This is a genomic window from Arthrobacter sp. Soc17.1.1.1 (assembly GCF_036867195.1).
Classification (GTDB): domain Bacteria; phylum Actinomycetota; class Actinomycetes; order Actinomycetales; family Micrococcaceae; genus Arthrobacter_D.
On sequence record NZ_JBAJII010000001.1, the window covers coordinates 2,623,384 to 2,648,426 of the forward strand.

The 25,043-nt window shown below is 71.7% G+C and carries 21 protein-coding genes and 1 tRNA gene; 10 read left to right on the forward strand and 12 right to left on the reverse strand.

What is annotated here, in order from left to right:
• Positions 1-9: 9 nt before the first annotated feature.
• Genes V6S67_RS12130 through V6S67_RS12145 form a run of 4 tightly spaced genes read right to left on the reverse strand, consistent with a single transcriptional unit; the run spans position 10 to position 3,838 of the window.
• Entirely contained in the window at positions 10-1,035 is a 1,026-nt protein-coding gene (locus V6S67_RS12130; protein WP_334210485.1) for a hypothetical protein, read from the reverse strand.
• Complete coding sequence (locus V6S67_RS12135; RefSeq protein ID WP_334210486.1) at positions 1,028-1,438, reverse strand: chorismate mutase; 411 nt, start codon at positions 1,436-1,438, stop codon at positions 1,028-1,030. Before V6S67_RS12135 ends, V6S67_RS12130 begins: the two co-directional genes overlap by 8 nt.
• A gap of 43 nt (positions 1,439-1,481) precedes the next feature.
• A complete protein-coding gene (gene mnmA / locus V6S67_RS12140) occupies positions 1,482-2,618 on the reverse strand; it encodes a tRNA 2-thiouridine(34) synthase MnmA (RefSeq protein ID WP_334210487.1) in 1,137 nt (378 codons plus the stop codon).
• Positions 2,615-3,838, reverse strand: a complete 1,224-nt coding sequence (locus tag V6S67_RS12145; RefSeq protein WP_334210488.1) for a cysteine desulfurase family protein — start codon at positions 3,836-3,838, stop codon at positions 2,615-2,617. Before V6S67_RS12145 ends, mnmA begins: the two co-directional genes overlap by 4 nt.
• Before the next feature lie 102 nt (positions 3,839-3,940).
• Between V6S67_RS12145 and folP the strand changes: the two genes are divergently transcribed.
• Together folP and V6S67_RS12155 are read left to right on the forward strand one after the other, a co-directional pair.
• A complete protein-coding gene (folP, locus tag V6S67_RS12150; RefSeq protein ID WP_334210489.1) occupies positions 3,941-4,885 on the forward strand; it encodes a dihydropteroate synthase in 945 nt (314 codons plus the stop codon).
• Complete coding sequence (locus tag V6S67_RS12155) at positions 4,882-5,628, forward strand: pyrimidine reductase family protein (RefSeq protein ID WP_334210490.1); 747 nt, start codon at positions 4,882-4,884, stop codon at positions 5,626-5,628. Before folP ends, V6S67_RS12155 begins: the two co-directional genes overlap by 4 nt.
• A 91-nt stretch (positions 5,629-5,719) precedes the next feature.
• Here V6S67_RS12155 and V6S67_RS12160 read toward each other — a convergent pair whose 3' ends face one another.
• On the reverse strand, positions 5,720-6,505 hold the full coding sequence (locus V6S67_RS12160) for a hypothetical protein (RefSeq protein WP_334210491.1): 786 nt from the start codon (positions 6,503-6,505) through the stop codon (positions 5,720-5,722).
• 240 nt (positions 6,506-6,745) lie between these two features.
• Here V6S67_RS12160 and V6S67_RS12165 point away from each other — a divergent pair, with 240 nt between their 5' ends.
• The 5 genes from V6S67_RS12165 (at position 6,746) to V6S67_RS12185 (ending at position 10,750) form a co-directional block, all read left to right on the forward strand.
• Positions 6,746-7,705, forward strand: coding sequence for a J domain-containing protein (locus tag V6S67_RS12165; protein ID WP_334210492.1), 960 nt, complete (start codon positions 6,746-6,748; stop codon positions 7,703-7,705).
• A 9-nt stretch (positions 7,706-7,714) separates the two neighbouring features.
• Entirely contained in the window at positions 7,715-8,182 is a 468-nt protein-coding gene (locus tag V6S67_RS12170; RefSeq protein WP_104049575.1) for a tRNA (cytidine(34)-2'-O)-methyltransferase, read from the forward strand.
• 19 nt (positions 8,183-8,201) lie between these two features.
• Entirely contained in the window at positions 8,202-9,083 is an 882-nt protein-coding gene (locus V6S67_RS12175; protein ID WP_334210493.1) for a class I SAM-dependent methyltransferase, read from the forward strand.
• 169 nt (positions 9,084-9,252) lie between these two features.
• A complete protein-coding gene (gene sigK / locus V6S67_RS12180) occupies positions 9,253-9,870 on the forward strand; it encodes an ECF RNA polymerase sigma factor SigK (protein WP_334210494.1) in 618 nt (205 codons plus the stop codon).
• Positions 9,871-9,886: 16 nt separating this feature from the next.
• The gene (locus V6S67_RS12185) at positions 9,887-10,750 is read left to right on the forward strand and encodes an anti-sigma factor (protein ID WP_334210495.1); all 864 of its coding nucleotides are present in this window, start codon (positions 9,887-9,889) and stop codon (positions 10,748-10,750) included.
• 108 nt (positions 10,751-10,858) lie between these two features.
• Here the strand turns inward: V6S67_RS12185 and V6S67_RS12190 are convergent, their stop codons facing one another.
• From V6S67_RS12190 to V6S67_RS12205, 4 genes are all read right to left on the reverse strand, one after another.
• Positions 10,859-11,611 (reverse strand): PIG-L deacetylase family protein, encoded by a 753-nt coding sequence (locus tag V6S67_RS12190; RefSeq protein WP_334210496.1) that lies wholly within the window; start codon positions 11,609-11,611, stop codon positions 10,859-10,861.
• Between the two features lie 3 nt (positions 11,612-11,614).
• Entirely contained in the window at positions 11,615-12,562 is a 948-nt protein-coding gene (locus V6S67_RS12195) for an electron transfer flavoprotein subunit alpha/FixB family protein (RefSeq protein ID WP_334210497.1), read from the reverse strand.
• Positions 12,563-12,601: 39 nt separating this feature from the next.
• Positions 12,602-13,429 carry an electron transfer flavoprotein subunit beta/FixA family protein gene (locus V6S67_RS12200; RefSeq protein WP_334210498.1) on the reverse strand — a complete coding sequence of 276 codons (828 nt, stop codon included), beginning with the start codon at positions 13,427-13,429 and terminating at the stop codon, positions 12,602-12,604.
• A gap of 167 nt (positions 13,430-13,596) precedes the next feature.
• Complete coding sequence (locus V6S67_RS12205) at positions 13,597-15,177, reverse strand: S1C family serine protease (RefSeq protein WP_334210499.1); 1,581 nt, start codon at positions 15,175-15,177, stop codon at positions 13,597-13,599.
• Positions 15,178-15,554: 377 nt separating this feature from the next.
• On the opposite strand from V6S67_RS12205, the gene V6S67_RS12210 reads away from it, so the two are divergent.
• The 3 genes from V6S67_RS12210 (at position 15,555) to V6S67_RS12220 (ending at position 20,098) form a co-directional block, all read left to right on the forward strand.
• The gene (locus V6S67_RS12210; RefSeq protein ID WP_334210500.1) at positions 15,555-17,696 is read left to right on the forward strand and encodes a TPM domain-containing protein; all 2,142 of its coding nucleotides are present in this window, start codon (positions 15,555-15,557) and stop codon (positions 17,694-17,696) included.
• Between the two features lie 78 nt (positions 17,697-17,774).
• A complete protein-coding gene (locus V6S67_RS12215) occupies positions 17,775-18,569 on the forward strand; it encodes a PspA/IM30 family protein (RefSeq protein ID WP_334210501.1) in 795 nt (264 codons plus the stop codon).
• A gap of 137 nt (positions 18,570-18,706) precedes the next feature.
• Positions 18,707-20,098, forward strand: coding sequence for a cryptochrome/photolyase family protein (locus V6S67_RS12220; protein ID WP_334210502.1), 1,392 nt, complete (start codon positions 18,707-18,709; stop codon positions 20,096-20,098).
• Positions 20,099-20,278: 180 nt separating this feature from the next.
• On the opposite strand, the gene V6S67_RS12225 is transcribed toward V6S67_RS12220, so the two are convergent.
• The 3 genes from V6S67_RS12225 to V6S67_RS12235 form a co-directional block, all read right to left on the reverse strand.
• Positions 20,279-20,352 (reverse strand) — tRNA-Met (locus V6S67_RS12225).
• A 67-nt stretch (positions 20,353-20,419) separates the two neighbouring features.
• A complete protein-coding gene (locus V6S67_RS12230) occupies positions 20,420-23,470 on the reverse strand; it encodes a UPF0182 family membrane protein (protein WP_442884789.1) in 3,051 nt (1,016 codons plus the stop codon).
• Between the two features lie 294 nt (positions 23,471-23,764).
• Complete coding sequence (locus V6S67_RS12235) at positions 23,765-24,859, reverse strand: YlbL family protein (protein ID WP_334210503.1); 1,095 nt, start codon at positions 24,857-24,859, stop codon at positions 23,765-23,767.
• Positions 24,860-25,043 lie beyond the last annotated feature (184 nt).

Consider the following 25,043-nt stretch of genomic DNA (forward strand, 5'->3'; position numbering starts at 1 on the left):
GACGGCCGCTCAGCCCTCGGCGCGCACCTGGTCCAGGGCGTCGGCGACCTGCGCCATGCGCGTGAGCACGCGGGTCGCATCCGCGGGCACCCGGCCCTCGAGGCCGGGCCGGGTGGTCACGGTCAGCGCCCCGAGCATCGTCACGGGCAGGCCGACACGCCGCCACGCGGTGAGCACCGTCTCGGCGAGGACCCTCACCTGGGGGAGGGCGGTCCCGGGATCGAGGATCGCGAGCTCCAGCGGGCGCCCCGCCTCGAGGTCCTCCGCGAGCGCCTCCCAGTGCCGGTCGGAGACCCCGGGCAGGTCGAGGGACAGCCCCGTGGCGGTACTCGAGCGGGCCGCGTCGAGCGCGACGTCCCCGCCACCCGGGACGAGGATCGTCCCGGCAGCCCCAGCGGCGACCGCCGACGCCGTCACCAGGTCCCACGCCTCGGTGGCCTCGCGCCGGTCGATCGCGCGCAGCGTGCGGTAGCCGCTGGCCGTCGGGACGCGTCCGGCGAGGATCGCCCCGGCCTCGGGCTCGTCGAACTGGAGCAGCACCCCGGCTCCCCGCGCGACGGCGGACACGCGGCGCACGAGGTCCGCGGCCCCTGCGGCGAGCGATGCGTAGACCTCGCGGCGGGCCCCGTGGTCGATCAGGACGCGCTCGCCGCTGTGGAGGTGGACGCCCGCGGCCAGGGAGAGCGGTCCCCGCAGGTGCAGCTTCAGGCGCGGCGCCGGGCGCTCCTCCGCGCCGGCGACGTCACCGAGGGCGTTGATGTCGGACGACAGGGCGGACTGCGCGCGGCGCTGGTCCCTGCCGGGCCGCTGCACGAGGCGCCACCCGTGCGGCTGCAGGTCGAAGGGCAGCTCGACGAGGATCCCGAGCGTCCGTCCGACGGCATCGCTCCCCGGCCCGCGCGCGGGCAGCGACGGCAGGAAGGGCATGTTCGCTCCCCCGAGCTCGCCGCGCACGGCACGGTTGGCCTCGAGGGGGTCGGTTCCGGGCCAGTCCCCGGCGGCGGTCGCCCCCACGGATCGGACGGGCTCAGGCATGCGTACCGTGGATCGGCGTCGCGGATGCGGGCGGCGCGGTGCCCTCGGTGCCTGGCCGGCGGTTCTCGGAGATCGCCTGGTGGTGGCGGATCACCTCGGAGATGATGAAGTTCAGGAACTTCTCGGCGAACGCGGGGTCCAGCTGCGCCTCCTCGGCGAGCATGCGGAGCCGGGCGATCTGCGCGGCCTCGCGCTGCGGATCACCGGCGGGGAGGTCGTGCTCGGCCTTGAGGTGCCCCACCCGCTGCGTCGCCTTGAAGCGTTCGGCCAGGAGGTAGACGAGGGTGGCGTCGATGTTGTCGATCGAGCTCCTCACCGAGAGCAGCTCAGCCATCACCTCGGGGGCCACGTCTCCCGTGAGTGAGCTGGCTGCCGGGTCGAAGCCGCTGCGTGGATGCGTCATGACTCCAGTCAAGCAGACGCCGGAGGCACTCCGTGAACTGCGACTATCCGGCTGCGACGGGCTCGGGTCGCAGGGCGGAGCGCGCGGAATCGATGGTCGCCTGCCCGAGTACACGCGTGCCCTGGTACAGCACCACGGTCTGGCCCGGTGCCACGCCGCGCATCGGTTCGACCAGCCGCACCACGAGCTGCTGAACACCGTCGGCCGACTCCACGGACACGCGTGCGGGCACGGGATCGCCGTGGGCCCGGACCTGGGCCGTGCAGTCGAATTCCTCCCCGGTCAGCACCTCGTCGATGGGCAGGCCGGCCCAGGAGACCTTGATGCCGCGCATCTGGTCGATCGCGAGCAGGTGCTCCGGTCCCACGATCACCTCGTTCTGCTTGGGACGGATCTCCAGCACGAAGCGCGGCTTGCCGTCCGCGGCGGGGGTGCCGAGCTTCAGGCCGCGGCGCTGGCCGACGGTGAAGGCGTTCGCGCCCGGGTGGCTGCCGATCCTCTCGCCGTCGACGTCGAGGATGTCCCCCTCGGTCATCTCGATGCGCTCCTCGAGCCAGCCGCGCGTGTCCCCGTCGGGGATGAAGCAGATGTCGTGGCTGTCGGGCTTGTTCGCGACGGAGAGGCCGCGCCGCTCGGCCTCGGCCCGGACCTCGGCCTTCGACGGCGTCTCGGCGAGCGGGAACATGGAGTGCCTGAGCTGCTCGTGGGTCAGCACGCCGAGCACGTAGGACTGGTCCTTGGCCCAGTCGGCTGCTCGGTGCAGTTCGGGGTTGCCGTCGGCGTCCTCGACGACCCTGGCGTAGTGGCCGGTGCAGACGGCGTCGAACCCGAGGGCGAGGGCCTTCTCGAGCAGGGCGGCGAACTTGATGCGCTCGTTGCAGCGCATGCAGGGGTTCGGGGTGCGGCCCGCGGCGTACTCGGCGACGAAGTCGTCGACGACGTCCTCCTTGAAGCGCTCGGAGAAGTCCCACACGTAGTACGGGATGCCGAGGATGTCGCAGGCACGCCAGGCGTCCCGCGAGTCCTCGATGGTGCAGCAGCCGCGGCTGCCCGTCCGGAGCGTCCCGGGCATGCGGGAGAGGGCCAGGTGCACGCCGACGACGTCGTGCCCCGCCTCCACGGCGCGTGCCGCCGCCACCGCGGAGTCGACGCCGCCGCTCATCGCTGCCAGTACCCTCATGAGAAACCCGTTCCTGCAGTTCGAATGGATGATGCGTGTCCGGCCATGCCCGCCGTGCGGGCCCGGGCGTAGGCCCCACCGATGGCGCCCACCACGGCGTCAACGTCGTCGGCCGTGGATGTATGCCCCAGGCTGAAACGCTGGGCGCCACGCGCCTCGTCCTCCGTCAGTCCCATGGCGAGCAGCACGTGCGACGGCCGGGGCACGCCCGCGGTGCAGGCGGAGCCGGTGGAGGACTCGATCCCCGCGAGGTCGAGGAGGAACAGGAGCGAGTCGCCCTCGCAGCCCGGGAACGTGAAGTGGACGTTGCCGGGGAGCCGCGTGCCCTCCGGGGCGGGATGCGCGACGCCGCGCAGCACCGCGTCCGGCACCTCGCGGAGGATGCCGTCGATGAGGCGGTCCCTGAGGGCCGCGAGGCGGGCCGATTCCGCTCCGAGGCGCGCGACGGCGTCATCGGCCGCGGCGGCGAAGGCCGCGATGCCCGCGCCGTCGAGCGTGCCCGACCGGATGTCGCGTTCCTGCCCGCCGCCGTGCTGCACGGGCGTGAGGGTGACGGCGCGGCCCACGAGGAGGGCCCCGACACCCACGGGGCCGCCGATCTTGTGCGCGCTGACGGCCATGGTGGCGAGTCCGGAGTCGGCGAAGGACACCGGGAGGGACCCGAACGCCTGCACGGCGTCGCTGTGGACCGGGACCCCGTACCGTGCGGCCTCGTCGACGACGGCCCGCACCGGCTGGACGGACCCGACCTCGTTGTTCGCCCACATGACGGTGACGAGCGCCGTCCTGTCCGGTGCGTCGGCGAGCGCGGCGCGCAGCGCGTCGAGGGACACGACGCCTGCGGAGTCCACGGGCAGCCAGACCACCTCGGCTCCCTCGTGCCGTTCGAGCCACTCGACGGTGTCCTGCACGGCGTGGTGCTCAACGGCGCTGCAGAGGATCCGGGTGCGGGCCGGGTCCTCGGCGCGGCGGGCCCAGTAGAGGCCCTTGACGGCGAGGTTGTCCGCCTCCGTGCCGCCCGAGGTGAAGACGACCTCCGACGCGTGGGCCCCGGCGGCCGCGGCGATCGTCTCCCGGGCCTCCTCGACGGAACGCCGGGCACGACGGCCCGAGCCGTGGAGGGAGGACGGGTTTCCGCTCCGGCTGAGTTCGCGGGTGAGCGCGGCGAGCGCCGGCGCCGAGATCGGCGTGGTCGCCGCGTGATCGACATACACGGGCATCCCCCGATTCTACGGGCGCCACGCCGCCCGGCCGATTCCTGTGGAGCAGGTCACGTGCGCGGCCGCGGCGGTTCTCCCGGCCCCCGGTGGTAGAAAGACTGGGTGGACAGTCAAGAAGCGGCTCCTTCCTCGCCCGGCACCTACCTGCCGGGCCTCCGGCACCCGAGACATACCTTCGGCACGCGCACCCTGGACTTCGACCGGCAGGTGGCCCTCATGGCGGTCGTCAACCGGACCCCGGACTCCTTCTACGACGGCGGCGCGACCTTCGCCCTGCAGGCGGCCGTCGACGCCGCCCTGAGGGCCGTCGAGGAAGGCGCCGACTGGGTGGACATCGGCGGGGCCCCCTTCTCCCCGGGCGAACCGATCCCGGTGTCGGAGGAGGCGGAGCGCATCGTGCCCGTCATCGCCGCGGTCCGGGCGGCGTCCGACGTCATCATTTCCGCCGACACCTTCCTGCCCGAGGTGGCCCGGCAGGCGCTCGCGGCCGGCGCGAACGTCGTCAACGACACCACGGGCCTGCGGGACCCCGACATGGCGGCGGTGGTGGCCGACGCCGGCGCGCACCTCGTCATCACGCACAGCCTCGCGGAGCCCCGCACGGTGTACCCGCGGCCCACGTACGGCGACGTGGTCGGGGAGATCGCCGATTTCCTCCTGCGCAAGGTGGACTCCGCGGTCCGGCTCGGCATCCCCGAGGACCGCATCCTCCTCGACCCGGGCCACGACCTCAACAAGAACACCCTCCACTCGCTCGAGATCACCCGCCGGTTCTCCGAGATCGCCGGGCTGGGCTTCCCCACCCTGGCCGCGGTGTCCAACAAGGACTTCATCGGCGAGACCCTCGACCGCCCGAAGCGTGAACGCGTCGAGGGCTCCCTCGCCGCGGCCGTCATCTGCATCCTCGGCGGCGCCCGCGTGGTCCGCATGCACAACGTCGCGGCGTCCCGCGCGGCCATCAACATCACGGAGGCGGTCCTCGGGTGGCGCGAACCCGTCTACCTCCGCCACAACATGGGCGACGTCAACGAACCGGTGGCCCCGTGATCACCTCCCTCATCCCCGCGTCCCCCGACGCGGTCGACGACGCCGGCCTGCTCCGCCTCTACGCGTACCCCGCCTCGGACCGACCCTTCGTCAGGTTCAACTTCGTGGCGGCCGCGGACGGCGCCGCGACGAGCGGCGGCTTCTCCGCCGGGCTGGGGAACGACGGCGACAAGCGCATCTTCGCCGTCCTGCGGCGCCTCGCCGACGTGGTGCTGGTGGGCGCGGGGACCATCCGTGCGGAGGGCTACGGAGGCAGCCTCGTCGACGACGACGCCCGGTCCTGGCGCGCTGAGCACGGGCTCGCGGAGCACCCCGCGGTCGCGGTCATCTCCGGCAGCCTGAACCTCGACCCGTCCGGCAGCTTCTTCGGCAGCGCCCCCGTCCGCCCGCTCGTCCTCACCAGCGCCTCGGCCCCCGCAGGGCGGCGCGCGGCACTGGCGGACGTCGCCGATGTCGTCGACTGCGGGGAGGACGACACCGTCGCCGTCCCCGCCGTCCTCGCCGAACTGCGCCGGCGCGGCCTGCTGCGGGTCCTGTGCGAGGGCGGCCCGGCCGTGCTCGGCGACTTCACCCGGTCCGACGCCGTGGACGAGCTGTGCCTGTCCATCAGCCCGCTGCTCGCCGGCGGCGACGGCCCCCGCATCGCGGTGGGCGACAGCCCCGACGACGCCGTGGCGCTGGCGCTCGTGTCGCTCCTGACCGAGGACTCCGCCCTCTACACCCGGTACCGGCGCGCCTCCTGACCGTCCTGGCCGATGTAAGCGCCGTTCGTCGGGCACAGTCCGTCGGCACAGTCCGTCGGGCACCGTGCCTCGGGCACCGTGCACCTCGCGGTCAGGACCGGGGTGGCACCACGGAGACGCGGCTGCGCACGTCGGCGACGGTAGCCTCCAGCAGCTCGTCCGACGGACAGGAGACGGTGATGGCCAGCGCGGTGCCCGGCCCGTGGAACAGCCGCAGGGACACGGCGCTGGCGGGGGCGGCGTCGGTGGCCGGCTGGAGGTAGGTGAGGAACTCGATGCCCGCCGGCGCCTCCGCCGGGTCCTCGCCCCAGGACCACGTGGTCGTCGTCAGGTAGCCGGGCAGGATGCTGGGGTCGAGGAACTGGAACAGCGCTTCCGTGGACGCCCGGTCGTCGCCGTCCACCACGAGCGGGGTCTGCAGTCCCGTGGAGCGCAGGGAGGCCCTGCAGCCCGCACCGTTCTCGTACACGGACTCGCCGTCGACCGCCCTCGTGCGCAGGGCCCAGCCCTCCGTCCGCGTCATGCCGTCCGCGAACGCGACACTCTCCCCCTCGGCGATGTACCCGCCGCGGGCGAAGGTCATGTCCTCGGTGGAGATCTGCGCCCGGGTGAGGGGCGGTAGCCCCGGCGCGGCTCCGGTGGCGGCTCCGGTGGGGGCCGTGGAGGGACGCGACGGCGTGGCCGTCGCCGCGCCCGGTGGCAGCGGCACCTCGATGGTGCATGCCGGGACGGTCATGAGCAGTGCCAGGGAGACGAGCACGGCACCGCCGTGACGACGGCCCCGCCCCCTGATACGCCGCACGTCCACGCCTGGTCCCCCGATCCACGGCGCGACCTCCGCGCCGTTCCCACTGTAGCGCCGGCCGACGGCCCGCACGGGGCAGGTCCACCCGCGTGCCCGAGCACCCGGTGGGACACGACGGATGAACTTCCCAAGCGTCTCCGCCGTTGTACCTGTGCCGCCTGTCCCCGTCGCGTTCCCGTCGCGTTCCCGTCCCGTCCGCCCGGTCGCCTTTGTCCCGTCCCACGGGTGCCTCTAGTCTCGGGGTAACCCGACGGGCCGTGCCGGCTCGGTAGGCCCGTCCGGACCACCGCCCTCCCATGAAAGGCCTGATCGATGCCAGAGGCACCACGGAAGTCGTACTACGACATCCTCGGCGTGCCTCCCGGGGCCGGTGCGAAGGACATCAAGGACGCGTACCGCCGGGCTGCCCGCGCGGCGCATCCGGACCTCGGCGGCACCGCCGCCCGGTTCCACGATGTCGCGGTCGCCTACGAGACACTCAGCGACCCGCAGCGCCGTGAACGGTACGACGCCGACACGGGGCGGGGCCGGCCTGCCGCGGCCGCACCGGGCCGGGCCGGGACCGCCCGCCGGAACGGCACCCCGCATCCTGCGTCGACGCGCACCAGGGTCGAGGACGAGGACGCCGCGAAATCCCCGCCCGAGTACCTGCCGCCGTTCTCGCCGTCCTCCCCTCCCGTCGTCCCCCTGATCGCCGCCGGTCGGCAACTCCACGGTGCGGCGCGGCAACCCGGGATGTTCGGCCGGCTGTCCGCCGGTGCGCGCGCACGGGTCGACGGCGAGCTGCGGACGTCGGCGCTCCTCGAGCGCGCCCTGCTCCCCACCTACCCGGCTGCGCGCCTCGTCAACGGTGTCGTCCTCGACGACCGGGAGAAGACGGCCGCGGGGGCCGTCCTGCTCGCCGGGTACCGGATGGCCGTCATCGACTCCTTCACGGCTCCGCCGGGCAATTTCTCCTGGGACGGCCGGGCGCTGCGCCATCAGGGCCGGCCGGTTGACCTCCGGATGCCGCGTACGGTGCGTGCCGTGCAGGACCTGTTCCCCGACTGCAACGTGACCGGATGGGTCGTCATCCACGGGGCGCCGGACAATCCGTTCGCACCCGTCATCGATGTGCCCCCGGGGTTCGACCGCGGTGCGCCGGGGCTGGTGCAGGTCGTGAATGCCGGGACCGCCGTGCGGACCCTGCGTTCCTTCCTGTCCTCGGGGCCCACGCCCAACGTGGTGCAGCTGCCGGTGCTCGCGCGCCTGCTGGCCGCGGCCGGAAGCTAGGATGAAGCGGTGTTCCGCATCCTCTTCCACACCCCCGAAATACCCGGCAACACGGGCGCCGCGATCCGCCTTGCCGCCGTCGCCGGCGCCGAGCTCCACCTCGTGGAGCCGCTCGGGTTCTCCCTGGAGGATTCGAAGCTGAAGCGGGCGGGGCTCGACTACCACGACCTCACCGTGCTCCACGTCCATGCAAGCCTCGAGGACGCGTGGACGGCCCTGCAGCCCCGCCGGGTGTTCGCGTACACCTCGGACGGCGACGTGTCCTACACGGACATCGCCTACGACCCCTCGGACGTCCTCATGTTCGGCAGGGAGTCGGACGGCCTCCCGTACGACGTCAAGCACGACGCCCGTGTGACCTCCCGCGTGCGCGTCCCCATGCTCGCCTCCCGCCGTTCGCTCAACCTCGCCAACACAGCGTCGATCGTCCTCTACGAAGCCTGGCGCCAGCAGGGCTTCGCGGGCGCCCAGCGATGACCACCGTCCAGGAGTCCTGATGCCCGCTCGCCACGCCGCAACACTGCCCGACGGCGGTGCCGAGGACTACGACCGTCTCGCGCCGGCCGTCTGGAACCCCGTCAGCAACGCCGTCGTCGCCGCCGCCGACGTCCTCCTGGGGGAACGCGTGCTCGACGTGTTCGCCGGCACCGGCACCGGCACCATCCCTGCCGCACAGCTCGCGGGACCGGACGGGCACGTCGACGCCGTCGACAGGTCCTCCGCCATGCTGGACCTCGCGGAGGCCAAGGCGGAGGCGCTCGGGCTCGGCAACGTGTCCTTCCACCGCGCGGATCCCGAGGCCTGGGTCGCCGACGTGCCCTACGACGCCGTCGTGAGCTGCTACGGCGTCTTCCTCCTCGACGACATGGACGCGGCCATGGACCGGATCGTGGGCCTGCTGCGGCCCGGCGGGCGGATCGCCCTGAGCGCGTGGGACGACGGCGCCCTCGAACCGTTCGGCGAGCTCCTCCTCGCGACCCTCCGCGAGGCGGGAGCGGCCGGCGTGGGCACCGAAACACAGCCGACCGCCCCGGTGTTCGTGGAGAACTGCAGGAGGCTCGCCTCCGCCGAACGGCTGGCGGACTGGCTGGGTGCACGCGGCCTCACGGAGGTGTCCGTCGAGAGGTTCGGACTGGCCGTCCCCCTCGACGCCGACCACGCCTGGTCGCTCGCCCTCGGCAGCGGCTACCGCGGACTGCTGCCCGACGAGCCCGAGGCGCTGCAGCGCGTGCGGGAGGCATTCGCCGAGCGACTCGGCACCAGCGTCGTCCTCAACGCCGATTCGCTCATCGCCGTCGCCACCCGCCCGCCCGCCGGCGGGACGGAACCGGGTGCGGAACCGGGCGCGGAACCGGGGACACAGCCGGGGATCGCATAGCGGGCCATCCCTCGGCGCCGCAGCACCGAATGTGAGGTGTCAGGGAAAAACCGGCGGTGAGGGGGGTGGTGGCATGGTGCTCGTGCACCAGGGACGTGCTTCCCGACCGCGGCGCGGCACCGGCCGTGGTGTTCGGTTCGGGTCGGCCGGCGCTCTATGCTGGAGCCCTATGGAAACGCCACGAGTAAGCCGGGTCAGCCCTACCGCTCCCGCCGCGGACGAGGTGGACGTCGCCGCCGTCGCAGGTCCGACGCTCACCGATCTGCTGCTGCGGATCGCCCGGCAGGATCGGACGGCCTTCGCCCTCTTCTACGAGCAGACCTCGAGGCGCGTCTACGGCCTGGCGCGGCGCGTGCTCATCGATCCCGAGCTCAGCGAGGACGCCACCCAGGAGGTCTACCTCCAGGTCTGGAACACCGCGGACCGCTTCAACCCGGCGATGGGCACCCCGATGGCGTGGCTCATGACCCTCGCGCACCGCCGTGCCGTGGACAAGGTGCGGTCGGAGCAGAGCGCGACGGACCGGGAAGCCCGCTACGGAGCGGCCACGCAGACCATCGACCACGACGACGTCGTCGACACCGTCACGCAGCGCCTCGAGGCGGAAAGTGTGGTCAGGTGTCTCGACACCCTGACCGGGACGCAGCAGGAATCCGTGAAGCTCGCCTACTACGGGGGCCTCACGTACCGCGAGGTGGCCGAGACCCTCGGCGTCGCGGTACCGACCATCAAATCGAGGATCCGCGACGGGTTGATCCGACTCAAGACCTGTTTGGAGGTGACCTGAGATGCAGGACAAGGATATGAACAGACGATTCGCAGACGACCTCGACACGGACCTGGCACGAGGTCACGTTCTCGAATGGGCCGAGCTGTACGCGCTGGACGCGATCAGCGACGACGAACGCCGCGGTCTGGAGACGTTCCTCGAGGGCGCCGAGCCCGCGGTCAGGACCGCCTTCGCGGACCGGGTCCGCACGTGCCGTGAGACCGTCACGTCGGCCTATGCGGCCGACGAGGCCGAACCGCCGGCCGATCTCTTCGAACGGATCGTCGGGCAGCTGCCCGGTGGCACCGGTTCACCGGTCCGAGGACCGTCGCTCGTCCCGGTCGGCGCCGGCAGCTCCGTCGCATCGTCCGAGGACGGGGCCGCTGACGGAGAGACTCTGCCCGGAGGTCGGGACGAGCTGGCGGAGCGACGCTCCGCACGGACGTCCCTCGGATCACGGGCCTCCCGCTGGGTGGTGGCGGCGGCCGCGGCCGTCGTGATCGCCGTCGGTGGCGTGACCATCGCGCAGAACCTGCAGCCGACCACGGTCGAGCAGCAGGTCCTCCAGGCGTCCGACGTCCGGAAGGCGCAGCTCCCCCTCGAAGCCGGCGGTACGGCAGATCTGGCCGTCTCCGGCGAGGAGGACGCGGCGGTCGTGACGCTCACCGGCGTACCGGCCCCGGCCGAAGGATATGTGTACCAGATGTGGCGGATCCCCGCCGACGGGACCGCGCCGGTCTCCGAGGGCCTCATGACCGGCGAGGACGTGGCGGGAACGAAGGTGACCGAGCTGTCCGACATCAGCGGCTTCGCGGCGGTCGCCATCACGGTGGAGCCCGAGGGCGGGTCGGCGACACCGACCCTGCCGATCGTCGCCCAGATCCCCCTCGGAGCCTGAGCCGCCGCTCCGCCAGTACCGACAGGAACGCCCCCGCCCATCGGCGGGGGCGTTCTTGCGCCTGCGGCGTCGCGTCCGGCGACCGCCCAGCACCGCCGTCACGGGCGGCTAGAAGCCCGCGATCGTCTCGTCCGTGTTGATGCCGACCACGTGGAAGGCCTCGGCGCTGCGTCCCTCGGGGAGCCCACCCCGACGGGCGTTCTCCTGGAGGATGGCCCGTACCCTCGACTGCATCCGTCCGACGTCCGGGTGCTGGCTCCGGTGCGCCGTGATGGCGGCGATCTTGAGCTCCTCCAGGCCGGTCACGTCCACGAAACGGTTCTCGAGGTGGGCAGGCCCGCCGTAGAACCACAGCCAGGGGACACGGAAGCTCCGGAGACCGGCGGCCTCGAGCTCCGGGTACGCGAACGGGTTCTCCACCGCCGGGTACACGGCCCTCGTCACCGCCTCCCCACAGGCGAGGTGGTCGGGGTGGCTCTTCTGGATCCGGTCCCAGCTCCGCTCGGGGTGCATGGACAGCACGATATCCGGGCGCACCTCGCGCATCCGCCGGACGATCTCCCGGATCACGGCGTCCGTCGGCTCGAGGTAGCCGTCGGGGCCGCCCAGGAAGGTCACATCGGTGACACCCACCAGTGCGGCGGCGTCGCGCTGCTCGGTGCGCCGCAGGGCGGCGACACCGGGGCGGTCCTCGGCCGAGAATCCGCCGGCGTCGCCGTCGGTGAGGATGCAGTAGCTGACGGACACCCCGGCGGCGGTCCAGCCGGCGATCGTGGCGGAGGCGCCGAAGTCGATGTCGTCGGGATGCGCGGCGAACACCAGCACGCGCTCCGGGCCGGACGGGGCCGGGTCAGAAGTCATGCGCTACAGGCCGCGCTTGCGGATCTCTTCGGTGGCCTGCGGCAGCACCGTGAAGAGGTCGCCCACGATGCCGAAATCCGCGATCTCGAAGACGGGCGAGTCCGCGTCCTTGTTGATCGCCACGATCACCTTCGAGGTCTGCATGCCGGCCTTCTGCTGGATCGCGCCGGAGATCCCCGCGGAGATGTACAGCTGCGGCGACACGGTCTTGCCCGTCTGGCCGATCTGCGCCGAGTGCTCGATCCAGCCGGCGTCGGTGGCCGCTCGGGACGCGCCCACCGCGCCTCCCAGGGCGTCGGCCAGATCCTCCAGCGGCCCGAAGTCGCCGTTCACCCCGCGACCGCCCGCGACGATCACGCGGGCCTCGGCGAGTTCCGGCCTTCCGCTCACGGGCTTGTCCACCCGGCCCGTCACCCGGGCGGCGGCGGCCGGCAGGTCCACGGGCACGGGCACCTCGCGCGGCGACGACGGCAGGCCCGCCTCGACCGCCTCGACGCTGTTCGGTTTCACGGTGAGGATCGCGATGTCGGTGGTGACGCGGCACGCCACGCTGTACGAGCCGGCGAAGTCGGACTTCGTGGCCGTCAGGTCGTCGGCCAGCCCGACGACGTCCGTGATGACGCCGGCCTCGAGGCGGACGCCGAGCCGCGCGGCGATCTCCTTCGCCTCGTAGGAGTTGCCGAGCAGCACGATGCCCGCTCCGGTCCGGCGGACGGTCTCCGCCAGGAACGCGGCCTTCCCGGCGACCAGCACCTCGGAGACGGCGGCGTCCTCCGGCCGGTGGACCTCCTGCACGCCGTACGCGCCCACCCCGTCGAGGTAGGCCTGGTCGGCGTCGCCCGCGAGGGCCACGGTCACCTCGCCGAGCGACGCCCCGAGCGACAGGAGTTCGCGCTCGCTCTTGGCGAGGCTCGCCCCGGCGTGGTCGAGGAAAACGAGGACGGTGGTCATGGCGGAGTCTCCTGGAGGTCTGGAACGGGCGGGAGCGGGCTAGAGGAGTTTCTGTCCCGCGAGGAAGTCGACGAGCCGGACGCCGGCGTCGCCCTCGTCCGTGATCACGATCCCCTGGCTGCGGGGCGGCCGCGGAGCCGCCGCCTCCACACGGGTCCAGGACCCGGCGAGGCCCACCTCGTCCTGCTGCACGCCGATATCGGCCAGTGAGAGGACCTCGATCTGCTTCTTCTTGGCCGCCATGATGCCCTTGAAGTTCGGGTAGCGCGGCTCGTTGATCTGGTCGGTGACGGAGACGAGCGCCGGCAGGGACGCCTCGATGGTCTCCGCGTAGGTGTCGTTGTCGCGTCGTGCGCTGAGGGTCCAGCCACTGTCACCGGGGACGAGCTCGAGCGACGCCGCGAAGGTCACCTGCGGCAGCTCGAGCCGTTCCGCGAGCTGCGCCGGGACGAGCGACGTCTCACCGTCGGTCGACGCCATGCCGGTCAGGACGAGATCGAACGGTCCGGTGTGCCGCAGCAGTGCGGCCAGCGCCTTGGAGGTGGCAGAGGCGTCGGACCCGTTGAGCGCCTCGTCGGTGAGGTGGACGCCGTCGTCGGCCCCGATCTGCAGCGACTTCTTCACCGCTGCGACGGCTGCGGCGGGTCCCATGGTGATGGCCGTGATGCGGTGTCCGGCGGACGGTCCCCCGTGGGCCTCGACGAGTTGGAGGGCGGCTTCGAGGGCGTACTCGTCCAGCTCGGACAGGATGCTCTCCGTCCGGACCGTCGTCAGGTCGTCACCGCCGATGTGGCGGTCGAACTGGGCGTCGGGAACGTGCTTGACGAGGACTGCGATGCGCAGTCCTCCTGCTGTGGCCTCGTCCATGAATGACCTTCCTCGATCGGGGATCTTCCCACCGACTAGCTAACCACAGGGGGCTGCCGGTCGCGGACGCGTGTCCGCTGCCCTTTCAACGCACGAGCGGCGGTCCCGGATCCGGGACCGCCGCTCGTGCGTCGAAGGGGTCGTGCCAGGAGGACCGTTCCGCCGTCCTACTGGGCGGGTGCCTGGGACAGGGTGACCTCCACCGTGCGGGCGTCCCCGCCGCGGATGATCTCCACGGGGACCTGCTGCCCGACGGTCTGCATGCGCACCGCCGCCGTCAGGGACTCGGGATCGCTGATGGAGAAGGTGCCGACCTTGGTGATGACGTCGCCCACCTCCAGCGAGGCCTCCTCGGCCGGTGAGCCGGGCTCGACCGACTGGACGAGCGCCCCGGACGAGAACGTGGACTCGCTCCTGGACCCGTCACTGGACCCGGAGGTCACGCTGACACCCAGGAATCCGTGGCTCGCCTCGCCGTCGGCGATGATCTCCTGCGCGATGCGCTCGGCGTAGTTTATCGGGATGGAGAAGCCGACGCCGATGTTGCCGGTGGACTCCCCCGACCCCGCCGAGGCGATGGCCACGTTGACGCCGATGATCCTCCCGTCGGTGTCGACGAGTGCCCCTCCGGAGTTGCCCTGGTTGATGGCGGCGTCGGTCTGGATGACGTTCAGGTAGATCGAGCCCTGCGCCGCGGTCTGCTGGCCGCCGGAGCCGCCCGGCGGCAGGAAGTTGAAGCCCTCGCCGTCGTCGGACCCGCTGCTGTCCGGCTGCTCCTCCGGGACGGCCGAGGAGGCGACGCTGATGGTGCGGTTGAGCGTGGAGACGATGCCGTCGGTGACCGTTCCGCTGAGGCCCAGCGGAGCGCCGATGGCGATCGCCGTGTCCCCGACGTTGAGCTCGTCGGAGTTCCCGAGGGTGGCGGCCGTGAGGTCGGGCGCGTCGATCTTGATGATCGCGAGGTCGCTGAGCGGATCGGTACCGACCACCGTCGCGGCGAACACGCGGCCGTCGTTGAGCTTGACCTCGACCGTGGGCTCGGAGACCTGGCCACCGAGGGTGACCACGTGCGTGTTGGTGAGGATGTGGCCGTCGGTGTCGAGGATGATGCCGGATCCGGAGCCGCTCGCGCTGCCGCCGCTGACCGCGATGGTGACCACGCTCGGGGACGCCGTCACGGCCGCGCCGGTGATGGTGTTCACGTCCTCGGTGTTGTTCACGACGACGGACTCCGGCGCTCCCTGGGATGTCCCCGCGGACGTGGTGCCGTCGAGGGCGTTGTAGCCGGCCGTCGCGACGCCCCCGCCGATGAGCCCCGCGACGAGGACGCCTGCGGCGAAGGTGCCGAGGCCGACACGCCTGCGGTCCTTCGTGACGGTCTGCCCGCCGGAGTACGCGGGCCGGTCGTAGCCGCTCTGCTCACCGTAGAAGGGCTGGTGACCCGCGTAGGCGGGGTGCGCGGCCGGGTCCTCCTGCCGGTATTGGGCGTGGCGCGCGTCGTACCCCGGCGCCGCGGCGGAGACCGCCGGCTGCTGGGCCGTGGGCTGTGGGGCGACGGGCTGGGCTGTCGTCTCGGGGTTCTCCCCCACGCCCTCGCCGCGGCGGGCCTCCCCGTCGGCGACTCCCTGCCCCTCGGTCGGACGGTGTCCTCCGGGCTGCTGCCAGCCGGATCCCCAGGACGGCGGATTCTGCGGCTGGGGAGGGAGCGGGCGGTCCGGGGTACCCGGCGTGCCTGGCTGCTCGTTCATCGGAGGTCCTTTCGTTGCTGTTGACCACATCATGGCAACCTTCGCTGAGCATCCAGCATGCGTCCGCTGTGCGGTATCTGAGAGGTTGCTGGAGCCGGGACCGGAGTCCGCGGCCCCGCGGGAGGTGGTCGGTCCTCCCCCAAGTATCGTCCGTGGCAGCAGGGAGGCGCACCGCGCGTCCCTCTCGGGGCAGCGCGGGCCCGACCCGCCGGACGCATGGTAGGCGGCTCCTGCGCCCCCTTTCGCTAGAGGCATAGAGGCGGTGGTGGACGCTCCCGGGGCCCAACCATAGAATCGGAAAGACAGGGAGCCTCCGGCGTCCGCCGGCCCCAGTCCTGGGACCGGTAGGGTCCGGGGGCCGTGCCGAAGGGTCGAAAATGCGAATGTTGGGCAGGCGCACCCGCGTCTCTGCTGTCCTGGGCGCCGTCGTGGCGATCCCGTTCCTCTCGAGTGGGGCGGCCTCCGCCGACGCACCACTCACGTTCCCGTCGGGTGACTACGTCGTCGACAACGCCGGTGTGCTCAGCCCCGATGAGGAGAGCGAGCTCGAGGCCGCCATCGAGGACCTGCGCTCGCAGGACGGCTTCACCGTCCGCGTGGCCTACGTGGATTCGTTCGAGGACCCCACGGACCGTTCGTCCTGGGCCACGGCCACCGCGCAGCTGAATGACCAGACCTCGAACGAGGGCGTGCTCGCCGTCGCCGTCGACCAGGGGGCGGCCGCCTACGTCGTCGGCAGCGGCTCGGCCGTCGGCGGGCAGGGCCAGGCGATCTACGACGAGTACATCGGCCCCGAGCTCCGGGCGGGCGACTTCGCCGCTGCGGCGGCGGGCGCCGTCCAGGGCACCGAGCAGGCTCTCGCCGGCACCACCGGCGGCGGGACCGGTGGCGGCACCGGCGGCGGCACCTCCTCCGGGACCACCGGGTCCTCGGGCGGCAGCGGACTCGGCGGACTCGTCCTCGTCGGCGGGCTCGTCGCCGTCGCCGGCGCGGGCGGCTACCTGCTGCTCAAGAACCGCGGCACCAACAGCGCGCAGCGCAAGCGCGAGCAGTACGGCTACGGGCCGGTGCCATCGGCGAGCGGCGCGGTGGTCGATCCGCTGGCGTCCCTCAGCGTCGAGGACCTCCGCAAGCGGGCCGGCAGCCTCCTCGTCGCCGCGGATGACGCCATCAAGTCCAGTGAGCAGGAGCTCGGCTTCGCGGAGGCCCAGTACGGCAGCGAGGCCATCGCCACCTTCTCCCAGGACATCGCCGCGGCCCGGCAGCACATGAGCGAGTCCTTCAAGCTGCAGCAGCAGCTCGACGACCACATTCCCGACACGGAGGAGCAGCAGCGCCAGTGGCTCGGTGAGATCATCCGCCGCTGCGAGGACGTGAACGCCTCCCTGCAGGCGAACAAGGCCGATTTCGACGCGCTGCGGGAGCTCGAACGCAACGCCCCGGAGGCCCTGCGCCGTGCACAGTCCGCCGCCGGGGACGCACAGCGGCGCTTCGCCGCCGCCGAGCAGTCCCTGCGGTCCCTCCAGGGGCGCTACCTCGAGACCGCCACGATCCAGGTCGCCGACAACATCGAACAGGCCCGGGAACGCCTCGCGTTCGTCGACAGCGCCGCGACCGAGGCGCAGTCCCGCATGGCGGCCGGCGACACCGGCCGGGCCGTCGTCGCCGTCCGGGCAGCCGAGGAGGCGGTGCACCAGAGCACCGTGCTGCTCGACGCGATCGACAAGCGCGCCGAGGAGCTCGCCGCGGCCGAGCGGGAGCTCGAACGCGCCCTGCCCGAGGCCGAGCAGGATCTCGCCCAGGCACAGGCCATGGATCGCGCAGGGCAGTACCGCGACCTCGCCGGTCCCATCGCGGCAGCGCAGGCAGCCGTGACCACGGTGCGGCAGGAGCGCCAGAGCGCACGGAGCAACCCCCTCGCCCTCCTGCAGCGGCTCGAGGCGGCCCATGGGCAGCTCGACGCCGCGCTGGGCGGCATCCGCGACCAGGCGGAGAACACCCGACGGGCCCAGGACTCCCTGCAGCACGCCATCATCGCGGCGCAGTCGAGCATCTCCGGCACCGCCGACTACATCCGCGCGCGACGCGGCGGAGTGGGCAGCGAGGCACGGACCCGCCTGGCGGAGGCCGAACGCAACCTGGACTTCGCCGTCGACCTGCAGCGCTCCGACCCGGTGACCGCGCTCTCCCACGCCCAGCAGGCCTCGATGCTGGCCGACCAGGCCGCGCAGCTCGCGGAGCAGGACGTCGACGGCTTCGGCCGCAGCGGCATGGGGATGGGCGGGTACGGCGGGCGAGGCGGCGACGGCATGGGCGGCGCCCTGCTCGGCGGCATCCTCCTCGGTTCCATCCTGAACGGGGGCGGCGGCTTCGGTGGCGGCTTCGGTGGCGGCGGATACGGCGACGGTGGCGGCGGCTTCGGCGGCGACGGCGGTAGCTTCGGCGGCGGCGGCTTCGGCGGCTTCGACGGCGGAGGGGGCGGCTTCGGGGACTTCGGTGGAGGCGGCGGCGACTTCTAGGACGCCGCCCGCGCCGCCCGCGCCGCCCGCGCCGACAGCAGGACGCAGGAACCTCAGGAAGAATCGAAAGGGAAATCAATGGTAAAGCAGTCAATTTTCGGCAGGATCGCCCAGCTCACCCGTGCCAACATCAACGCGATGCTCGACCAGGCGGAGGATCCGCAGAAGATGCTCGACCAGATGGTCCGCGACTACACCAACAGCATCGCCGAGGCCGAGAGCGCCGTCGCCCAGACCATCGGCAACCTGCGCATGATGCAGGACGACTACAACGAGGACGTCGAGAACGCCCGCAGCTGGGGCAACAAGGCCCTCGCCGCGTCCCGGAAGGCCGACGAGTACCGGACGACCGGTGACACGGTGGACGCGCAGAAGTTCGACAACCTCGCCAAGGTGGCCATCCAGCGCCAGATGGCGGCCGAGAACGAGGCCAAGGGCGCCGAGCCGACCATCGCGTCGCAGACGGAGATCGTCGACAAGCTCAAGGACGGCCTCAACCAGATGAAGGGCAAGCTCGGCGAGCTCACGGTCAAGCGTGACCAGCTGATCGCCCGTGCGCGCACGGCGCAGGCTCAGCAGCAGGTGCACGACGCCGTCAAGAGCATCGACTTCATGGACCCCACCAGCGAGGTGGGCCGCTTCGAGGAGAAGATCCGGCGCGAGGAGGCCAAGGTCCGTGGGCAGCAGGAGCTCGCGTCGTCGAGCCTGGACGCCCAGTTCGAGAGCCTCGAGGACCTCGGCGAGCAGACGGAGATCGAGGCACGCCTCGCGGCCCTGAAGTCCGGTTCCGGCGCGCAGACGGCGATCGGGCAGGGTGCGGGCGGGAATGCCGCGGCCGGTGCGCCATCGACCACGGGCGACACGGCGTACTGACGCCGACACACCGGCACCGGACGGCCGATGCGCTGACGCACCGACCCGCCTAGCACAGGGGGACCGCAGCCATCGGGCTGCGGTCCCCCTGTTGCTGCCGGGAACGCCGTGTCGGAGCCCGCCGGTACATTGAGGGCATGGCTGTGACAGTGGTGTGGTTCCGCGACGATCTCCGAATCTCCGACAACCCGGCGCTCGCTGCCGCCGCGGACAGCGGGGACGACGTCGTCGCCTGCTACATCCTCGACGACCAGACCGACGGCATCCGCCCCCTGGGAGGGGCGTCGCGCTGGTGGCTGCACCACTCCCTCGCGGCGCTGGGCGCCTCACTCGGCGAACTGGGCATCCCCCTCGTCCTGCGGCGCGGCGCGGTCGGAGAGGTGCTGCCGGGCCTCGTGCAGGAGGCCGCTGCGCACGCCGTCGTGTGGAACCGCCGGTACGGCCTCGCCGAGCGCACCGCGGACTCATCCCTGAAGGAGTCCTTCGCGGGGCAGGGCATCGAGGCGACGAGCTACCAGGCGAACCTGTTGTACGAGCCGTGGGAGGTCACCTCGGGTTCGGGCGAGGCCTACAAGGTCTTCACCCCCTTCTGGCGTGCCTGCCTCGCCTACCGCACCCCGCGCAGGCCCCTGCCCGCTCCGGACGCCCTCCACGGGCCGGCGCTCGGCTCCGAGGACCTCGACGCATGGGGACTGCTGCCGACCACCCCCGACTGGGCGGAGGGGCTGCGCGCGACGTGGACACCCGGCGAGGCCGGGGCCCACGCCCGCCTCGACGACTTCCTCGAGGACGCCGCCCACGGGTACAAGGACAACCGGGACCTCCCCGCGGTGCAGGGCACCAGCAGGCTCTCACCGCACCTGCGGTTCGGCGAGATCAGCCCCTTCGAGGTCTGGCATGCGGCGCAGGCCCGCAGTGACAGCTCGACGGCGGAGGACATCCGTGTGTTCGGCTCCGAACTGGGCTGGCGCGAATTCAGCTGGCAGCTGCTGTACTTCAACCCGCAGCTCGCCACGGTCAACTACCGTCCCGAGTTCGATGCCTTCGCCTGGGAGAGCTCCACGGAGAGGGAGCTGGAAGCCTGGCAGCGCGGCCGCACCGGGTATCCCCTCATCGACGCCGGGATGCGCCAGATGTGGGAGATCGGGTGGATGCACAACCGCGTGCGGATGGCGACGGCGTCGTTCCTCATCAAAAACCTCATGATCGACTGGCGCGTGGGGGAACAGTTCTTCTGGGACTGCCTCGTCGACGCCGACGCGGCGAGCAACGCCGCGAGCTGGCAATGGGTCGCGGGCTCGGGCGCCGATGCCAGTCCGTACTTCCGGATCTTCAACCCCGTCCTGCAGAGCAAGAAGTTCGACCCGCAGGGCGCATATCTCGTCCGGTTCGTCCCGGAACTCGCCGACGCGGAGAATCTGCATGAACCGTGGAAGGGCGCCGCGCCCGGCTACCCCGAGCGCGTCGTCGACCTCAAGGAGAGTCGGCAGCGGGCCCTGAGCGCCTACAAGGCCCTGTCCGAGCGCTAGGGTCTGCCGAGCTTCCGCCCCGCGGCGGGCGTTTGAAGCTCGAGCACCGGTGCGCGGGCGCAGCAGTCCGGCGCGCCTCAGGCTGCGTGTCCCGGTCACCGGGACATGCAGCCGGCTCCTGCAGGACACTCGTGACAGCAAGAAGTCCGGCCCACCTGTGGTGGACCGGACTTCTGTTCGTTGCGGGGACAGGATTTGAACCTGTGACCTCTGGGTTATGAGCCCAGCGAGCTACCGAACTGCTCCACCCCGCGGCGTGTAACCAACGTTACCGGCCGCGGGGCCCGGAGGCAAATCGGGCAGGTGCCCGACCGCCTCCGGCTACTCCCCGGTGGTCCCCGAGACGCGTTCCTCGGCGTCGAGGGCCCGCTGCAGGGCGTCCTGCAGGCGCTCCTGCGCCTCGCCGTACGCCGCGAAGTCACCGGCGGCGAGCGCTGCATTGCCGTCCTGGATCGCCGTGTTCGCATCGTCGAGGGCCGTCCGCAGATCGGCGGCCGGATCGCCGGTGGCGCCACCGGGTGTGCCGCCCTCGGACGGTGTCGGGGCCGGCGTCGGCGTCGGGCTCGGCGTCGGCGTCGCTCCTCCCTCGGTGGGGGGCGTGGCCGGATCCTCCGGGGTCTCACCGACGTTGCCCTGGTCGCCCGTGGTGGCACCGGAGCGCCCGCCGAAGACCTGGTCGAGGGCTTCGGCGAGGGTCGGCGCGAAGCCCACGTTCTCGCCGAAGCTCACGAGCACGCGTCGCAGGACGGGGAAGGACGAGCTGCCCGAGGACTGCACGTAGACGGGCTGGACGTAGGCGATGCCGCCGCCGATCGGCAGGGTCAGCAGGTTGCCGTTGATGACCTCGGACGCTCCCTGGCGCAGGAGGTTCAGCTCCTGCGACACCTCGGTGTCGGAGTTGAACAGGTTCTGGGCCTGGCCGGGCCCGACCACCGAGTCCTGGCCGGAACTGTCGAGCAGCGTCAGCCGCCCGTAGTCCTCGCTCTTGACGCCGTCCTCGCCCGTGCCGGCGTCGCCGTTGGCGGCGAGGAAGCCGTAGAGCACGTTCCGCGGGGTCTGGCCCGCGGGGACGAACGGGATGAACGGCGTGGTGAGGGAGAAGGCCGCACTCTCCTGGTTCGGCATCTGCAGGGTCAGGTAGAACGGCGGCTGGCGATCGGTGGCCGCCGTCGTCGTCGCCCCCTCCGACGTGGCTCCCGGGTCGGCCGGGACGTTCCAGGCCTCGCTGTTGAAGAAGAACGCGTCGGTGTCGGTGACGTGGTAGCGGGCCAGCAGCTCACGCTGAACCTTGAACAGGTCCTCCGGGTAGCGCACGTGCGCCATCAGGTCCGCGGACATGTCGCTGTACGGCTTGAGCGAGGACGGGTAGACGTTCTGCCAGGACATGAGGACCGGGTCCTGGTCGTCCCAGGCGTACAGGTCCACCGAGCCGTCGTACGCGTCGACGGTGGCCTTCACGGCGTTGCGGATGTAGTTGACCTGCTCGGCGGGCAGCGCGGTCGCGAGGCCCTCGGCCGTCTGCGAGTCCTGCGTCGCCGACTCGAGTTCCTGCTCCGTCGAGTACGGGAAGTTCGCGCTCGTCGTGTAGCCGTCGATGATCCACTTCACACGGCCGTCGACGATCGCGGGGTAGCTGTTGCCGTCGAGCGTGAGGTAGGGGGCGACCTTCCGCACGCGCTCCACCGGGTCGCGGTCGTAGAGGATCTGCGACTCGCTGGTGACCTGGTTGGAGAGCAGGAGATCGGTGGACTGGAACTTCAGGGCGTACACGAGCCGGTTGAAGGGGTTGCCCACGTCGGGTCCGCCGTCCCCCCTGAAGGTGGTGCGGGAGTCGGTGTCCGAGTTCTCGCTCTGCGGCCTGTCGATCTCGGCGGCGGGACGTCCCTCCGGCGCGCCGACCACCGAGTATTCGGGCGATTCCTCGCCGAAGTAGATGCGGGGCTCGTAGGTCGTGTCGTCCCCGAGCACGCCCGTGGAGGGGATGCCCGACTGCAGGAAGGACGGCCGGCCGTCCGGCTGCACCGTCGAACCGGCGGCAGCCACCACGCCGTACCCGTGCGTGTAGAAGGCGTGCTCGTTGACCCAGCCCTCGGGGACGCCGTTGGTGTCGAGCTCGCGCACGGCGATGACGGTGTCCTGCACCTCGCCGTCGATCTCGTAACGGTCGACGTTGAGTGTCTCGGGGAACTGGTAGTACTGGCGGAACTGCTGCAGCTGGCTGAAGGCGTCGGACACGATGTTCGGGTCCAGCAGGCGGATGTTCGCGGTGGTCTGGCCGTCGTCACCGAGCGCGCCGGCCTGGGGGACGTCGGTGGGCGTGTAGGGCTCCACCTCGACCTGGTCGAGGCCGTAGGCCTCCCGCGTCAGGTTGATGTTGCGGTCGATGTACTCCCGCTCGGCGTCGAGCTCGGAGGGCTGCACCTGGAAGCGCTGGACGATGGACGGGTAGACGCCGCCCGCGAGCAGTGCGGTGATGATCAGCATCGCCGTGCCGATCAGCGGCAGGCGCCACCGGCCCACGAAGGCGGAGGCCACGAAGAGGGCGGCCACGATGAGCGCCGCGACGGCGAGGATCGCCTTGGTGGGGATCACGGCGTTCACGTCGGTGTAGAGCGCGCCGGCCCAGGTGCCCTGGTTCAGCAGGGTGTCGAAGCGGTCCAGGAAGTAGTTCACGCCCTGCAGCACGAGGAAGATCGCCGCGATGACGGCGATCTGGATGCGGGCGGCCTTGGTGGTGAACAGGCCCTTCTCCTCGAGCCGGATGCCGCCGTACAGGTAGTGGGTGAGGATCGTCGCGATCGCGCTGATGATGACGACGCTGATGAGGAAACCCGTCACGAAGCTCAGGAACGGCAGCGTGAACATGTAGAACGCGTAGTCCATGCCGAACTCGGGATCCTGGCGGTTGAACGGCTCCTGGTTGATGAAGAGCAGCACCTCCTGCCACTGGGAGGAGGCGGCCGTGCCCGCGAAGGCGCCGAAGACCACGGGGATCCCCAGCATGAGCAGGCGGCGGATCGGTTCGAGCTGCGCCTGGTAGCGGTTCAGGTTGTCCTGGATGGCGCTGTCCGGCGCGTAGATCGGCCGGCTGCGGAACGCGATCCGCAGGCTCGTGTACACGGCGCCCGCCATGACGAGGAAGGCCAGGATGAACAGCACGATCCTCGACAGGTTCTCGGTGACGAACACCTCGAGGAACCCGAGCTGCTGGTACCAGAGCACGTCCGCGTACACCTGGGACAGGTAGACGAACGCGATGACGATCACCGCCACGACGATGATGGTCGGGATCAGCGGGCTGCGCCGCCGGCTCGTGGCTGCACTTGCGGGGCTCGGCCTACTGCCGAACGGACGATCTGGTCCGGATGTCACATCTACCTCATCGTTAGCTGCTGCGGGTCACGACGACCGGTGGTCCGCTGCGATCCCCCGGCCCGGACCCCGGGCAGAGGACAGCGCAGTTCCGCCCTTCGTGTTTTCATTCTGCCCTGTCCACGCTCAGGCGGACCAATTAGGTTCCCGCGCACGCACCGCACGTCCGGGATCGTCACCCAACCGTGTCGTGCGGGCCGTCGATCGTCGCTCCACTGCTGCCCCCGTCCCCTGTCCCCTGCCGCGCGGTCCTCTGCGCGTTGCCGGGCTGCCGCCCGTCCCCCGCCGGCGCGATCAGCACGCGGGGAGTCCCGCAGCGTCCCCGCCCGCTCCGAGCGTCTCGACGGCGTCGACGGCGTCGTCGAGAGTCTCCACCCGGACCACGGTCAGCCCGTCGGGGATGTTGCCGGTCACCTCGTCGCAGTTCGCGGCGGGCGCGAGGAAGAACTCGGCTCCGCCGGCGCGGGCCCCGACGAGCTTCTGCGCGATCCCGCCGATGGGGCCGACGGCGCCGACGGAATCGATCGTCCCCGTCCCGGCGAAGTGGCGTCCCCCGGTGAGGTCGCCCTCCGTGAGCGTGTCGATGATCCCGAGGGCGAACATCGTCCCCGCCGAGGGGCCGCCGACGTTGTCGAGCTGGATGGTCACGTCGAACGGGAAGTCGAACGTGGACGCGAGCATGATGCCCAGCTGGTAGTCGCCCTCGGACGACTCCCTGGGTGTCACCGAGACGTCCATGGGCGCGCCGTCCCGCACGATCGAGAGGGCCGCAGGAGCGCCCTCGGCGTCGTTGAGTGCCGAGCGGAGCGTGGTGATGTTCCGGATCTGCTGCCCGTCGACGGAGCGGAGGATGTCGCCCTCGCGGAGGATGCCGTCCGCTGCGGCGTCGGGGGCGAGGCGGGCGACGGACAGCTCCTCGGTGAAGTCGATGTCCTCGTGCGCGAGCGCCGCGGCGACGGCGGACTCCTGCGAGGACGTCATGGCCACCGCGTTCTGCTCCTGCACGTCGGTCGAGGTCGTGCCCTCCGGGTAGACCAGCTGCTCGGGCAGGACGTTCGCGCTGGGGTCCGCCCAGGCACGGAACGTGTCGAGGATGTTCACGGCCCCGTTCGGGCCGCCGCTCACGAACACCGTGGTGAGATCCAGCTGACCCGAGGGCGGGAAGCTCTCCCGGCCCTCCACCCGGATGAGGGGCTGGCCGTTGACCTCGCCGATCGTGTTGAAGGTGGGCCCGGGGGTCTCGAGCACATAGGGCGCGGGCAGGAGGACCGCTGCGGCGCAGAGCACGACGGCGAGGCCTCCTGAGACGGCCATCGCGCGGAAGCGCGGGTCCCTCGGCTGCGTGGGCTCCTCGGGGACGTAGGTCCCGACGTGGACAGGCTGCGTCACTGGTCTTCTCTCTGTAGGGCGCACTTCCATGCTGTGCACGGGCGCCGGCGCGGCCGTCGGCGCGCTCCCGGCACCCCTAGGGTAGACGCTTCCGCCGACACCGGGCCCGGGTACGTGCCGGCAGGGCACCCTTCCCGGCGTCTCTTTGCCCTCAGCGAACGGCTCACGCGGCGAGGGACACCGG